Origin of the sequence: Methylomonas sp. LW13 (genome assembly GCF_016865255.1) — a bacterium.
In the GTDB taxonomy this organism is placed as follows: domain Bacteria; phylum Pseudomonadota; class Gammaproteobacteria; order Methylococcales; family Methylomonadaceae; genus Methylomonas.
This window is the reverse complement of record NZ_CP033381.1, coordinates 4421777-4436447: the sequence shown is the minus strand read 5'-3', so window position 1 is coordinate 4436447 and position 14671 is coordinate 4421777. Positions and strand designations below refer to the sequence as shown.

8 protein-coding genes are annotated in these 14671 nt (G+C 55.2%); 3 read left to right on the top strand and 5 right to left on the bottom strand.

Annotation, left to right across the window (positions count from 1 at the left end):
- The gene (locus JL719_RS20040) at window positions 1-2880 is read left to right on the top strand and encodes an EAL domain-containing protein (RefSeq protein WP_051670452.1); all 2880 of its coding nucleotides are present in this window, start codon (window positions 1-3) and stop codon (window positions 2878-2880) included.
- Here JL719_RS20040 and JL719_RS20035 read toward each other — a convergent pair.
- The 5 genes from JL719_RS20035 to JL719_RS20015 form a co-directional block, all read right to left on the bottom strand.
- Complete coding sequence (locus JL719_RS20035) at window positions 2867-5941, bottom strand: multidrug efflux RND transporter permease subunit (protein WP_033159057.1); 3075 nt, start codon at window positions 5939-5941, stop codon at window positions 2867-2869. The two genes, JL719_RS20040 and JL719_RS20035, sit on opposite strands and share 14 nt — an antisense overlap.
- On the bottom strand, window positions 5938-9060 hold the full coding sequence (locus tag JL719_RS20030) for an MdtB/MuxB family multidrug efflux RND transporter permease subunit (RefSeq protein ID WP_033159056.1): 3123 nt from the start codon (window positions 9058-9060) through the stop codon (window positions 5938-5940). Before JL719_RS20030 ends, JL719_RS20035 begins: the two co-directional genes overlap by 4 nt.
- Window positions 9061-9062: 2 nt before the next feature.
- Window positions 9063-10271, bottom strand: a complete 1209-nt coding sequence (locus JL719_RS20025; RefSeq protein WP_373276515.1) for an MdtA/MuxA family multidrug efflux RND transporter periplasmic adaptor subunit — start codon at window positions 10269-10271, stop codon at window positions 9063-9065.
- A gap of 114 nt (window positions 10272-10385) precedes the next feature.
- Entirely contained in the window at window positions 10386-10661 is a 276-nt protein-coding gene (locus tag JL719_RS20020) for a cupin domain-containing protein (RefSeq protein WP_033159054.1), read from the bottom strand.
- Between the two features lie 62 nt (window positions 10662-10723).
- Window positions 10724-12190, bottom strand: a complete 1467-nt coding sequence (locus tag JL719_RS20015) for a GumC family protein (RefSeq protein ID WP_129871440.1) — start codon at window positions 12188-12190, stop codon at window positions 10724-10726.
- 690 nt (window positions 12191-12880) lie between these two features.
- On the opposite strand from JL719_RS20015, the gene JL719_RS20010 reads away from it, so the two are divergent.
- The gene (locus JL719_RS20010; RefSeq protein ID WP_033159100.1) at window positions 12881-14104 is read left to right on the top strand and encodes an HD-GYP domain-containing protein; all 1224 of its coding nucleotides are present in this window, start codon (window positions 12881-12883) and stop codon (window positions 14102-14104) included.
- A 45-nt stretch (window positions 14105-14149) separates the two neighbouring features.
- Window positions 14150-14668 carry a DUF3391 domain-containing protein gene (locus JL719_RS20005; RefSeq protein WP_033159052.1) on the top strand — a complete coding sequence of 173 codons (519 nt, stop codon included), beginning with the start codon at window positions 14150-14152 and terminating at the stop codon, window positions 14666-14668.
- Window positions 14669-14671 lie beyond the last annotated feature (3 nt).

Sequence of the window (14671 nt, the reverse complement as noted above, 5' to 3'; positions counted from 1 at the left end):
ATGGAGCGCAAGCTGTCTTTTAGCCATAGCAAGGTTGCCCGCCGCATTCTGTTTTCTTTTGTGTTGGCCGCGTTGATCCCAATCGCTATATTGGGCGTCCTGTCATTCCAGCAAGTGAAGCAGCAGTTGCAAGCACAGACTGCCAAGGCATTGCAGAGAGGCTGTAAAGAGTACGCCTACGGACTGGTCAGCCGCTTGTTGTTTGCCGAAAATTCTCTGCGGCTGGCGGCCTTGAAAATTCATAAGTCCAACAAGGACGATAAACCTGTGGCGCTGGCCGGCGAACAATGGTTGCAAGGCCAATTCACCGGGTTGGCGTTGCTACGTGCCGATGGTCAACCCGCCACGTTATCCCAAAACAACAAGGCAATACCGACGCTGACGCCGGAAGAGCAAGCGCAGATTGAGATCGGGAAAACGTTGATTAAACCGGTGAGTGGCCAGCGGCTTGAAGACAATCGCTTGTGGATGGCTATCAATCTGGTCGAAAACTCACCGAAAGCCGGTATCCTGATGGCCGAATTGAAACCCGACTTGTTATGGAATTCCGAAACTATCGATCCCAACAATCTGTTGTGGGTGATGGCTGCCGACTCGCTACAGATATTGTTCGCGCTGGAGCAAGATTTCGATCCGTCTCGGGAGCTTAGGGCGCAAGTCGCGCAAGCCAATAGCGGCCGCTTCTCGTGGCAAAGGGACGGCGAAGCCTATCTCGGCGCGTATTGGAAGCTGCCGGTGGCCACGCTATTTTTCGGTCCGGACCTGATTATCGTGCAAAGCCTGCCTGAATCGTTGGCGTTTGCGGCAATTCGGCAATTTAGCGCGATTTACCCACCGGTGATTCTGCTGGCCGCGCTGATTGTCGTGTATTTGAGCAGCAGGTTGATTGCTAAATATTTAACGCCGCTCGAACGCTTAAAAATAGGCACGCAACGGGTTGCCGACGGCAATCTGGAATGTCGAGTAGATATTGATAGCCATGACGAATTTGAAGAGTTGGCGGATTCGTTCAACGAAATGACGCGCCGCCTGCGCAGCCAGTTCGATATTCTCGCCACCATGGCGGAAATCGACCGTCATATTCTCTCCGCCTTAAATGCCGAAGACATTATCGACACGGCGTTGAATCGCTTGCCCAGCATATTGTTTTGCGATTTGATTTCCATCGCCGCGGTCAATCCCGATACCGGTATCGCCGACGAGATTCGGGTTCGGCGCAGCGGGCACGATGCCGAAAAATTAGCCGAACCGGTGATTCTGAGCCAACAGGATGTAGCGGATTTGCGCACCATGCACAATGGCGCCCTGGAGATTGCTAACAATGACGAGCGGATGTCCGAGTATTTGCAGGTGCTCGGCGTGTCCGGCGCATGGCGCTATTTGGTCGTTCCCGTTCATGTCAACGGTGCACTGGCTTCGCTTATTTGCTTGGGTTATCAAGCGCCGAAACAGATTCCGCCGGAATCGCGCAATGCGGCCATCAACTTCGGCGACCGCATCGCCGTCGCGTTGTCCAATGCCGCCTGGGAAGAGAAGCTATACCAGCATGCGCATTACGATTCCTTAACTGGCTTGCCCAATCGCTTGGTACTGCATGACAGGCTGGGGCAGGAAATTGCGCGGGCCCGGCGCGATGACGCGCAGCTGGCCGTGTTTTTTATGGACTTGGATCGCTTCAAAAACGTCAACGACTCCCTGGGACACGCGGCCGGCGACGAATTGCTGCGGCAAGCGGCGCGGATTTTTCTCAATTGCGTTAGAGCGACCGATCTGGTTGTCAGACTGGGCGGCGACGAGTTCGTCATCGTGATCGGTGAATTGCATACTCAGCATAACCCGGCGGCCTTCGTCAGCGCGGTTGCCGAGAAAGTTCTGGCTGCGCTGAAGCAACCCGTGACGGTGGCCGGATTGCCCATGACCGTGACGACCAGTATCGGGATTGCACTGTTTCCCGACGATGCCGACAACGTGCCGGATTTACTGAAGAACGCCGATGCCGCCATGTACCACGCCAAGAGCGAGGGGCGCGCCAATTTCCGGTTTTATTCGCCGGAGCTGAATGCGGCGGCATTGGAAAATATCAAGCTGGAACAAGAACTACGCGGTGCGATCAGCAGAGACGAGCTATTGGTGTTTTATCAACCCAAGGTCGATTGGGATGGCCGCATCGTCGGCGCCGAAGCCTTGATCCGCTGGCGGCACACCGAGCTGGGCATGATTTCGCCGGCTAAATTCATTCCGTTGGCCGAACAGACCAGTTTAATCGTGGAGATCAGCGATTGGGTCTTGGAGCAAACCTGTTTGTGGGTAAACGCTTGCCATGCCCAAGGCCTGGGGCCCTTGCGGATTTCTGTCAATCTTTCCGCGGTCGATTTTAAGCACCCGGAATTGGTCGAGAAAATCGCGGCGGTGTTGAGCAAAACCGGCACCGACCCAAGTTTCATAGAACTGGAACTCACCGAATCGGTGGCTATAGGCAACATCAAGGCTTGCATCGAACGCATGCATCATTTGAAAGCGCTGGGACTGACGCTGTCCATGGACGATTTCGGGACCGGTTTCTCCTCGTTGTCCTACCTAAAAGAATTGCCGCTGGATGTGCTGAAGATCGATCAATCGTTTGTCCGGCAGCTGGAAAGCGACGACAGTAGCGCTGCTATCGTCCGCGCGATTCTGGCACTTGCCGACGGCTTGGGTATGGAAACTATCGCCGAGGGCGTGGAAACCGCAGCGCAACTAGAACTATTGAAACAACATCACTGTGGCTTATTTCAAGGCTATTTATTCAGCCGCCCCGTGCCTAGCGACGAATTTTTAAGCTTGTTGCAGGCTGACGCTGCCAAGCGTGGCGCAGAACTGCCGGCGATTAGTTCCAGCTAAACAAGCGGCGGCCCCAGGCACTGACACCATCCAGATACAGATACACCACCGGCGTGGTGTACAAGGTCAGCAATTGACTGAAAATCAAACCGCCGACAATGGAAATTCCCAAGGGCTGGCGCAACTCCGCGCCGTAACCCGAACCCAAAGCCAACGGCAACGCACCCAGCATCGCCGCCAACGTAGTCATCATGATCGGCCTAAAGCGCAATAAACAGGCTTGGAAGATGGCTTCCTCGGCGCTCAACCCTTTGTGGCGTTCGGCGTCCAAGGCAAAATCGATCATCATGATCGCGTTCTTCTTCACAATGCCGATCAGCAAAATCACGCCGATCAAGGCGATGATGCTGAACTCGGTATCGCAAGCCAGCAAGGCCAGCAAGGCGCCGACCCCGGCCGAGGGCAGGGTGGACAAGATCGTCAGCGGATGGATATAGCTTTCATAGAGCATGCCGAGCACGATGTAAATACTCAGCAGCGCCGCCGCGATCAGCCAGGGCTGGTTGCGTAGCGATTCCTGAAAAGCCCTGGCCGAGCCCTGAAAACTGCCGCGCACCGCCACCGGCGTGCCGAGATCGTGCAGGGTTTGTTCGATGAATTGGGTGGCTGTCGACAGCGAGGTGCCGGGCAGCAAGTTAAAGGATATGGTGGCGGCGGCAAACTGGCCTTGATGATTGACGGTCAGCGGCGCATTGCTGGTCTGGAAGCTGGCCAGCGTGGCCAGCGGAATTTGGGTGCCGGTGTTGTTGCTGACGTAAAGCTGTTGCAGCGTGCGCGGGTTTTGCCAGTATTCCGGCGCCAGTTCCAGCACCACCCGGTATTGGTTTAGCGGTTTGTAAATCACCGAGACCTGGCGTTGGCCAAACGCATTATTCAACGCGGTATCGATGGCCGCCTGGCTGACGCCTAGACCGGACGCCTTATCTCGGTCCACTACCAGCGATATTTGTTGGCCCTTGTCTTGCTGATTGGTGTTGACGTCGGTCAGTTCCGGCCGCTTGCGCAGCGCCGCGACGATTTTGGGTGTCCATTCGCGCAGAAGATTTAAATCCTCGGCTTGCAAGGCAAATTCGTACATTGCCGCCGAGCCGCGGCCGCCGATGCGTAAATCCTGCACCGGCTGTAAAAACAGGCTGGCCCCAGGTTCGTCGGCCAGCTTTTCCCGCAATCGGCGGCTGATCTCGCCCATTGGTGCATCACGCTGCTCGGGCGGTTTCAGCACAGCAAACATCAGGCCGGAATTGGTGTTTTGCATGCCGCCGGCGAAGCCAACCACCGCAGAAACGGCTGAATCTTGCCGCAAAATATCGACAAAATCGTGCAGTTTGCTCTGCATGGCCTGGAAGGAGATGCTTTGATCGGCCTGAATGGTGCCGCTGAGCCGGCCGTTGTCCTGCACCGGGAAAAAACCTTTCGGCACGATGATATACAAGTAAACATTCAAACCGATGCAAGCCAGCAGCGCCGCCAGCATCAATTTGGGATGGTGCAGAGCCCAGCTCAAACTGCGGCGGTAGCCGTCATGCAGGCGCTGGAACTGGCGTTCGATCCAGGCCGACAGCCGGTTGGGCTGGTGTTGTGCTTCCGGTTCCAGCCAGCGGGCGCACAGCATCGGCGTCACGGTCAAGGACACCACCAACGACACCAGTACCGCCGCCGATAACGTCACGGCAAACTCCCGAAACAGCCGGCCGACGATGCCGCCCATCAAGAGTATCGGCGTGAAGACGGCGATCAGCGACAAACTCATCGCCAGCACGGTAAACCCCACTTCGCCGGCGCCGCGCAGCGCGGCCTGGAACGGCGGCACGCCATTTTCGATATGCCGGCTGGTGTTTTCCAAGACCACGATCGCGTCATCCACGACAAAGCCGGTGGCGATGGTCAAAGCCATCAAGGACAGATTGTCCAGGCTGTAATCGCATAAATACATCACCGCGCAAGCACCGATCAGCGATACCGGTACCGCGACGACCGGGATCAGCGTGGAGCGCAGCCGGCGTAGAAACAGTAATACCACCAGGATTACCAACACCACCGCGATCAACAAACTGCGTTCGACTTCATCGACCGAGGCGCGGATGGTTTGCGAACGGTCCGAGACAATCGATAATTCCATGGTCGCTGGCGTCAGCGCGCGCAATTGCGGCAGCATGGCTTTGACGTGTTCGACCGTGTCGATGATATTGGCGCCGGGTTGTTTATTAACGATCAATAACACCGCCGGTTGGCCGTTTTTCAGGCCGGTACTGCGCAAATCTTCCACCGAATCCACTGCCGTCCCTAGATCGGCGATGCGTACCGGCGCACCGTTGCGGTAAGCGACGATCAGCGGCAGGTAATCAGCGGCGTGTTCGGCTTGATCGTTGGCGTGAATTTGCCAATGCCGCTCGCCGTGTTCAAGGGAGCCTTTGGGACGATTGGCATTGCTGGCCGTGATGGCTTTTGCGACTTGATCCAGGCCGATGCCGTATTGCGCCAATGCCGTGGGATTCAACTCCACCCGCACTGCTGGCAGGGAACTGCCGCCGATACTGACCTGGCCTATGCCGGGTAACTGGCTGATTTTTTGCGCCAATATCGTCGAGGCCGCGTCGTACATTTGGCCGCGGCTAAGGGTGGTGGAGGTGAGCGCCAGAATCAGAATCGGCGAATCGGCCGGGTTGACCTTGCGGTAGTTGGGCCGATTGGGCAGATTGCTGGGCAGTAAACTGCTGGCGGCATTGATCGCCGCTTGCACGTCGCGGGCCGCGCCGTCGATGTCGCGATTTAAATCAAACTGCAAGGTAATCCGAGTCGAGCCTAGGGAACTGGCCGAAGTCATTTCGCTGATGCCGGCGATACGGCCCAACGCCCGTTCCAGCGGCGTCGCGACGGTGGCGGCCATGGTTTCCGGACTAGCGCCCGGTAGGTTGGCGGACACCGAAATGGTCGGGAAATCCACTTGCGGCAAGGGTGCGACCGGCAGTTGCAGGAAGGCGATGATGCCGGCCAGTGCCACGCCCAGCGTCAACAGCGTGGTCGCAACCGGGCGGTAGATGAACAGCGCCGAGATGTTCATGGCCGGCGGTCGCCGTTGTCGGCTAAAGGCGATTCGGCCGCGCCGCGCAACCGGCGAGCCAGTCGGTCCAGGCTCAAGTAAATCACCGGTGTGGTGTACAAGGTCAGTAATTGGCTGAGCAATAAACCGCCGACCATGCTGATGCCCAAGGGATGACGTAATTCCGAGCCAACGCCGCTGCCCAGCATCAAGGGCAGGGCGCCCAGCAAAGCCGCCAGCGTGGTCATCAGAATCGGCCTAAAGCGCAGCAGGCAGGCCTGGAAAATCGCTTCGCGCGGCGGCAGGCCTTGCTTGCGCTCGGCTTCCAGTGCAAAGTCTATCATCATGATCGCGTTCTTTTTGACGATGCCGATCAGCAGCACGATGCCGATTACCGCGATGATGCCCAAATCGTTGCCGGACAACTGCAAGGCCAGCAGCGCGCCGACCCCGGCCGAGGGCAACGTGGACAGAATGGTGATGGGATGAATATAGCTCTCGTACAGCACGCCGAGCACGATATACACCGTAACGATGGTGGCCAGGATCAACCACAGCGTGCCGCTGAGCGAGGCGTTAAACGCCAAGGCCGCGCCCTGATAATCGCTTTGCACCGCTAAAGGTAAACCGATGTCCTGCTTGGCCTGCTCGATGGCTTCAATGGCGTCGCCCAAGGCGGCGCCGGCGGGCAGGTTGAAGGAAATGGTCGCGGAGGGAAACTGATCCAGATGGTTGATAGCCAGCGCGGTCTGCCGTTCGGAAATGCTGGCCAGGGCCGACAGCGGCACCTGGCTGCCATTGCTGGAAGGAATCCGCAGTTCTTGCAAGCCTTCCGGGCCGCTCTGCTGCTTGGGGTCTACTTCCAACACCACCCGGTACTGATTGGACTGGGTGAAAATGGTCGACACCAAGCGCTGGCCGTAGGCGTTGTATAAGGCGTTATCGATGTCGGCGGTGCTGACGCCTAGCCGGCTGGCGCTGGCGCGGTCGATTTCGATATAGGCTTGCAGGCCTTGGTCCTGCACGTCGCTGGCGGCATCGGCGATAGCGGGCAGGGCGCGCATCCGCTCGACCAGACGTTGGGTCCAGCGGTTTAATTCCGTTAAATCCACGGTCTGCAAGGTAAATTGAAATTGAGTGCGGCTGACCCGGTTTTCCAAGGTCATGTCCTGCACCGGTTGCAGATAGACCGAGATACCCGGCACCTCGGCCAGGCGTGGCCGTAAGCGTTCGATCACTTTACTGGCGTTGTCGCGTTGGGCTTGCGGTTTCAGGTTGATTAAAAAGCGGCCGCTGTTCAGGGTCGGGTTACTGCCGTCCACGCCTATAAACGACGACAGGCTGGCCACGGCCGGATCGGCCAGGATCTGTTGAGCCATGGCTTGCTGGCGTTCGGCCATTGCCGCGAAGGAAATGCTGGGCGGTGCCTCGGTAATGCCTTGAATCAAGCCGGTGTCCTGGATTGGGAACAGGCCTTTGGGCATGGCTGCGTATAACAACACGGTCAACGCCAGCGTGGCGATAGCCACCAGTAGCGTCAGGCCTTGGCGCTTAAGCACCCATTCCAGGCTGCGGCCGTAAGCGGCGATGACTTTGTCGAGCAAGCCGGCGTGTGAGTCATGGCCGGCTGTGCTGGCCCTTAGCAGCCTAGCGCACATCATAGGTGTCAAGGTCAGCGACACCACCGCCGAGATCAGAATCGCCACCGCCAAGGTGATGGCAAATTCGCGAAACAGTCGGCCCACCACGTCGCCCATGAACAGCAGCGGAATCAGCACTGCCACCAGCGAGATGGTCAAGGAGATGATGGTAAAGCCGATTTGTTCCGAGCCTTTCAAGGCTGCTTGCAAGGGCGACTCGCCGCGTTCGCGGTAGCGGGAGATGTTTTCGATGACGACGATGGCGTCGTCCACCACAAAGCCGCTGGCGATGGTCAGCGCCATCAAGGTCAGATTATTGATACTAAAGCCGGCCAGGTGCATCACCCCAAAGGTGCCGACCAAGGACAGCGGCACCGCGACCGCCGGGATCAAGGTGGCCGGTAGATTGCGCAGAAACAGAAAAATCACCATCACCACCAGTGCCACGGCCAGCAGCAACTCGAATTGCACATCGTGTACCGAGGCGCGGATAGTGACGGTGCGGTCGGTCAAGGGCAGCACTTCGACCGCGGCCGGCAAGGTCGCCCGCAGTTGCGGCAGCAACTTATTGATGCGATCCACCACTTCAATGACATTGGCGCCGGGTTGGCGTTGGATATTGACGATGACGGCGGCTTTGTCGTTGGCCCAGGCCGCCAGTTTGACGTTTTCGGCGGCGTCGACCGCGTCGGCGACCGCGGATAGCCGCACCGGCGCGCCGTTGCGATAGGCCACCACCAAGTCGCGGTACTCAGCCGCCGAGCGCAGTTGGTCGTTGTTGTCGATGATGGCCGAGCGCTGCGGGCCGTCGAACATGCCTTTGGGTTGGTTGACATTGGCGGCTGCGATGGCGTTGCGCAGGTCTTCCAGGCTCAGGCCATAGGCGGCCAGCGCTTGGTGGTTGGCCTGGATTCTGACTGCCGGCCGTTGGCCGCCGCTGATGCTGACCAAGCCGACGCCGGGCAATTGGGCGATTTTCTGCGCCAAGCGGGTGTCGACCAAATCCTGGACTTTAGGCAAGGCCAGGCTGGATGAGGTGATCGCTAAGGTCAAAATCGGTGTGTCAGCCGGGTTGACCTTGTTGTAAATCGGCGGCAGCGGCAGGTCTTTGGGCAGGAAATTGTTGGCGGCGTTGATGGCGGCTTGCACGGTTTGTTCGGCAATGTCCAGATCCAATGCCAGATCGAATTGCAGCGTCACCACGGACGCGCCGCCGGAACTGGTCGAGGACATCTGCCGCAGGCCGGGCATCTGCCCGAACTGGCGTTCCAGCGGCGCGGTAATCGCCGAGGTTGTGACTTCCGGGCTGGCGCCGGGATAGAGCGTGGTGACCAGAATCGTCGGGTAATCGACTTGCGGCAATGCCGAGATCGGCAATAAGCGGTAAGTCAAAACCCCGGCCAGCAGCAGGGCCAGCATCAGCAAGGAGGTGGCGACCGGACGCAGGATAAAGTGTCGCGATGGGTTGAAACCGGGAAGCGGGTTTTGCGCGGCGGCCATGTTTAGTTGGCGGTCTTGCCGGAGGCGGCTGGTTGGGTTTTATCGATTACCTTGACTTGGCTGCCTTCGCGCAGTTTGTCGGCGCCATCGATCACCAGTTTTTCGTTCACGCCCAGACCTTCCGGAATCGCGACCGTTTCGCCGTCAGCCGGTCCGGCTTTTATCCGCTTTACGCTGATGGTGTTGTCGTCCTTCACCACGTACACGAATGCGCCATTGGCCCCGTGCTGAATGGCGGAGCTAGGGACTAAGGTGGCGGCACGCAAGGTGTCCAGACGCATTTTGATATTGACGAACTGGTTGGCGAACAGGGTGCGGTCCTCGTTATCGAATTGGGCTTTTAATTTCAGTGTGCCGGTGCTGGCGTCGATCTGATTGTCCACCGCCAGCAGCTTGCCGCTGGCCAGTTTTTGCCGGCCGGCCCGGTCGTAGGCGTCAATGACCAGCGTCTCGCCGGAACGCCAGCGCCGCATCACCTCGGGTATTACATCTTCCGGCAGCGTGAACACCACCGAGATCGGCTGAATTTGGGTGATGACCGCCAGGCCACTGACGTCGCTGGCGCGGACCATGTTGCCTTGATCCACCAGCCGCAAACCGATTCGGCCGGATACCGGCGCGGTGATGCGGGAATAACTCAGTTGCAGTTTGGCATTGTCGAGTTGGGCGCGGTCGATTTCGACGCTGCCGCGATATTGCTTGACCAGCGCGGCTTGGGTGGCGGTTTGCTGGGCGGCGATGGAGTCTTGCTCCAGCAAGGTTTGATAGCGGGCTTGGTCGATTTCGGCGTTTTTTAGCAGCGCTTCGTCGCGCAGCAATTGGCCTTCGGCTTGTTGCACGGCCACTTGATAAGGTCGGGGATCGATTTCGGCGAGCAGTTCGCCTTGTTTAACCGCTTGGCCCTCGGTAAACGCCACCCGGATCAGTTCGCCATCGACGCGCGAGCGCACTGTCACGGTGTGCAGTGGGGTGACGGTGCCCAAGCCGTTTAGGTAAATCGGCAAATCGCCTTGCCAGCTTGAGGCGACTGCGACGCTGATGGGAATGTTTTCGTTGGGATTGGCGTGCGCATCCTGGTTTTCCCGCGGATGCTGGCCGGCATGGTGCAAATAATAGCCGCCCGCCGCGACCGTTAATAGGAGAATAGTCGCCCAGCGCCAGCGCGACCTCGGCTTTAATGCGGAAAAATCCTGATCCTGGTTCATAGCCATGCGAATAACAATAAGTGGGAGCCGGCGTCATGCCGGCCAGTCGAGTCTAGCGGCACAACTAAAAAAGGCATCTTGAAGATGCCTTTTTCGGATTGTCTGCCGCTGTCGTGACGATCAATCGTAATGGTAGTGTTTGCGCAAAGGCTTGACCACTTCCCAATGGCTGTCCAGGCCTTCATGAAACATCACCAGGTCGCCAGGTAAAATCCGCACCGGCTCTCCGCCCACTGGAGTGACGATGATTTCGCCTTCCAACACATAAGCGGTTTCGGTTTCGTCGAAATCGATGGTGAATTTGGAAATTTCTTTTTCCCAGATCGGCCAGCTCGATACGCCCAGCTCTTTTAAACGTTCTTCGCTGGGGTTATGTTCAACGGTAATTTGGCTCATGGGTTTCCTGTTTGAATGAAGTTGATCGAGCGGCGGATTTTAGCATTGTTGCCGAGCCGCAGCTATGAATCGGTGGTTTCGTCCGGTAATTGCTTCAGATCGTCCGCGCGGCGCAGCCTGTTACGCCGTTCCGTCCCGACCGTGAGGTTGTCGGCATTGTTCTCCAACTTGGGTTCGCTTTGCTGGTAGATTTGAAATTCGGTGACGGAATTTATCGTGGTCAGCGTCGGCTCCTTGTTCAAATAATCGTTAAGCCAGACCACCAGTAACGCGATTGCCAGGCTGGTCGCGCCAGCGATGCCGGCGTCCCGGCCGTAATCGGGTTTCACCGGCTTATCGGGCAGCGAGGCCCAATCCACGACGTCCAGTTGCGGATTGCTTTGCCGTTGTTTGACGTCGATTTCCACTAGACGTTGTTTGGTTTGTTGCAATAATTCCTCCAACTTAACCAGTTCTTCCTGCATGGCTTTGTGTTTGGCGAATTGATTGGTGTATTCGGCGGCTTTTTGTTTATGCTCGGCCATTTGCTTTTGAAGGGTCAATACGGTGCGGTGCGCTGCACCGTAGGCGTTTTCGGCCTCTTGCGTGGCATAGTTCGAGCCGGCTTGTTCTTTGCTGGCAATTTTTTCATCCAGCTCGGCCAATTGGGTTTTTAAATTGCGCAAGCTGGGGTGAAATTCGATGTATTCGTCGGTGTATTGGCTTCTTTGCGCTTCCAGGCGTTCGCGCAGGCGTTCGGCTTGCTGGGTTAACGCCGCCAGACTTTGCGAATCGGCTTCCGGCACCACGGCTTTGCCTTCCGCGACGGCGGCATGAATGGCGTCCAGCTTGGCCTTGGCTTTCGCTTCTTCTTCCAAGGCGGCGTTCAAGGAATTATTTAAACCTTGTAAGCGGGCGTGGGCCTCGTTATCGGTGCTCTCCAGGGAGAGGATGTCATGCTGCAAGCGGAACGATTCAATGTCCTGGCGTTTGTCGCGCACTTGTTGTTCCAGGCGAGTCAATTCCGATTTGATCGAGGTACTGGCTTTATCGGTGATTTCGGCAATGTACTCCGCGCGAATTTGCTGGTAGGTTTTGATCCAGGTATTTAAGGCCATTTGCAGGAATTGCGGATGACTGCCTTCAGCTGCCAATTGCACTAGATTGGTGTCCGCAACCGGTTTTACCTGGAACAGCTCTTTTAGCTGGTTGATATTGGGATGCTCGATACCATCCTGCTGTTTTAGCGTCTCGGCGGTTTTTTCCAATACCGGTTGCCCCAGCAAGACCTGCTTTTGAATGTTGACATGCTCCAGATCCGCCTCTGCATGCGTTTGATCAATATCGGTTGCCGCAGTCGTCAATACCAAGGCTTGGCTTTCAAAAACCGCCGGCTGGAGAAAGACATAGGTTTCGGTAATCAGTAGCAAGGGCAGAAGTACCAGCAAAAATAAGGTCCGGCGCCGTAAACGGCGTGGCCAAGGCGTTGGATGGGAACGGTAAAAGTCGTCTCCGACGATCTGGAAATCATGGCGATAAGGAAACATCACGATTCTCTCCCTGGCGCTAAGTCCGCAGGTTATAGTTTTTGTTGTAATCCGCTTTGCGGAAAATTTTCTCAGCGATCCCTGTCGAGAAAATTTTTAACGCCCGGACCGAGTCTGTGCAAGTCGGCTTCGGTCAAGGGCGATTAAACGACTGTCTGGTTTTGTTGTTGTCGCTACTGACTGCTAACTTCAGTGGGAATTTTGATTGCTCAAGACTTAATTGATAGCCCATTTTCAGGCTTTAGAGCTCAAGATCCGCGCTGGCTGGTCTGCTCTGGTGCCTAAACAGTCAATATCGGCGAGCTGCCAGTTTAAACCAATACAAAAATCAAGCAATTCTTAATTTGCCAACGGCTATAAAGGCTGGGCTTCAGTTTGAGGTTATGTCGGGTCAATAATCGAAGGCGCCAAAGGCGGTGACTTGAACCGAAAGCGATTAGCAAATCGGTTGTAGGCGTGTCACTCAAATCCAAGATATTAGGCCACGATAAAATCTGCTTCGCCTATACTAAAAAGCCTATTGGATTTGTGATCCGCCGCCGGTTTGCGGGCTTTTTGTTCGGACAAGATCGGGTGAACTAGGTATGCTGGCTAACTGGCGTCCGAGGCCTGTCGGACACAATTTTCCTTGATGCCGTTTTGGCGGCTATTTTTCAAATTTTTGGATTTCTACAAATCCCCGATTGGATTGGTATGGCAGATAAAGAGGATGGAATACTCAGAATTCATGTATATGAGCTGAGAGTGGGTATGTGCGTAAGCCGTCTGGAAGCGCCAACGGCGGATTCACCTTTTTTATTGGATAGAATTGTGATTGAAAGTCATGCGGATATTCAAGCCATCCAGGCGATTTGTGATTATGTCTATATCGATGTCAAATACCAAAAATCCTTCTCCGGGGCGATTCCCACCAGAAATACCGAAGCGCGTAAACATCTGAGCTTTGCGCGATCTTTTAACCAAACCGCCAATACCTTTCAACGCACCGGTAATTTAATTAAAACGGTGATGGACGATATTCGTTTTGGGAATCAATTTAGTGTCAGTGAGGTTAAACAAGCTGTTTCCGAGTGCGTCGATAAGGTATTGGAAAACCCCGATACGATGCTGTTGCTGACCCAAATTAAAGATCAGGATCAATATACTGCGCAACATAGTATGAATGTTTGCATATTGTCTATTCTGTTGGGTCGGGAGTTGAATTTCTCGATGGAAGATCTGAATAAAGTGGGTTTTTGCGGCTTGATGCACGATGTCGGTAAAATGAAAGTGCCGCTGGAAATCCTTAATAAACCGGGCTCTTTAGAAGACTATGAAATGGACATCATGCGTAAGCACACGCTCTACGGACGCAACGTGTTAATGTCGGCTCGTAATGTCTATCCCGGCGCTGTTGACGTTGCCTACGATCATCACGAGCATTTGGCCGGCACCGGTTATCCGAGAGGTTTGAACAAAACCACGCTATCGATATTTACCAAGCTGGTAGCGGTGGTCGATACCTACGATGCCATCACCAGTGACCGGGTGTATCAGCGTGGTAAGCCGCATCTTATGGCGTTGGGAATTTTGGTAAAAGGGATGGGACAGCAATTTGAAGCTAATTATGTGACGCAATTTATCAATTGCATCGGATTTTATCCGCAAGGTAATTTAGTGGAATTGAGCAGCGGTGAAGTCGGCTTAATAGTCGAGCAAAATAAGGCCGATAGGCTTAAGCCAAAAATATTGCTGATTCAAGATGGCAATAAAAATCCTATTGAAGAGAAGATACTCGATTTGTCCTTGAATATTGCCGATGCAAGCGGTAAGCGCTATGGTGTCAAACAGGTGATAAGGCCGCAGGATTGTGGTGTCGATTTAGCCAAGTATTATCAAGACGGCAAGTTTACGAAAGAATATGTGGTAGTTGGCTAAGGGTTTAGTTCTGTAAATTATCTTCCTTGGATATTGTTTTTCAACATGGTTAAAAAAATTAATATTAACCAGCTCAGAAAAGGTATGTTTGTTTGCGGCACCGATCGGAAGTGGCTAGATACCCCTTTTTTCAGAACTAAATTTCTGCTTTCATCTGATAAACAAATTAATACCTTAAAAGAGTATTGCCAAACCGTTTCTATCGATACCGGCAAAGGTATCGACGTGGATAAGCCCGCTGAAACCGACATAATCGATTTCGGCAGCCCTGCGGCTGCGGAGATGCGCAGCTGCGCCGAGGAAAGCGATTCTGCTTACCCAGTGAATTGCATCGTCGAATTGCAGACCGATGAATTGGCGGTGGTGGTCCAGGAAAACTCACAATCGCCCTTGCAACCGTTAGTGAAGGTGATCACCAATCCGCAGAAACAACTGCTGTTTCATGAGCGCCTGCTTGATCTGGCGGATGAGCGGCAAAATCAGACCAAGATAATCAGGGTGTTGGCTAGTGACGAACCGATTGTCGAGTTACTGAAAATGTTTGTCGAACTGGAAAAAACTTAGCCG

Coding starts and splice junctions, on each gene's coding strand:
- JL719_RS20025 (WP_373276515.1), bottom strand. CDS start 10,271: ATGGCTATGAACCAGGATCAGGATTTTTCCGCATTAAAGCCGAGGTCG.
- JL719_RS20030 (WP_033159056.1), bottom strand. CDS start 9,060: ATGGCCGCCGCGCAAAACCCGCTTCCCGGTTTCAACCCATCGCGACAC.
- JL719_RS20020 (WP_033159054.1), bottom strand. CDS start 10,661: ATGAGCCAAATTACCGTTGAACATAACCCCAGCGAAGAACGTTTAAAA.
- JL719_RS20010 (WP_033159100.1), top strand. CDS start 12,881: ATGGCAGATAAAGAGGATGGAATACTCAGAATTCATGTATATGAGCTG.
- JL719_RS20035 (WP_033159057.1), bottom strand. CDS start 5,941: ATGAACATCTCGGCGCTGTTCATCTACCGCCCGGTTGCGACCACGCTG.
- JL719_RS20040 (WP_051670452.1), top strand. CDS start 1: ATGGAGCGCAAGCTGTCTTTTAGCCATAGCAAGGTTGCCCGCCGCATT.
- JL719_RS20005 (WP_033159052.1), top strand. CDS start 14,150: ATGGTTAAAAAAATTAATATTAACCAGCTCAGAAAAGGTATGTTTGTT.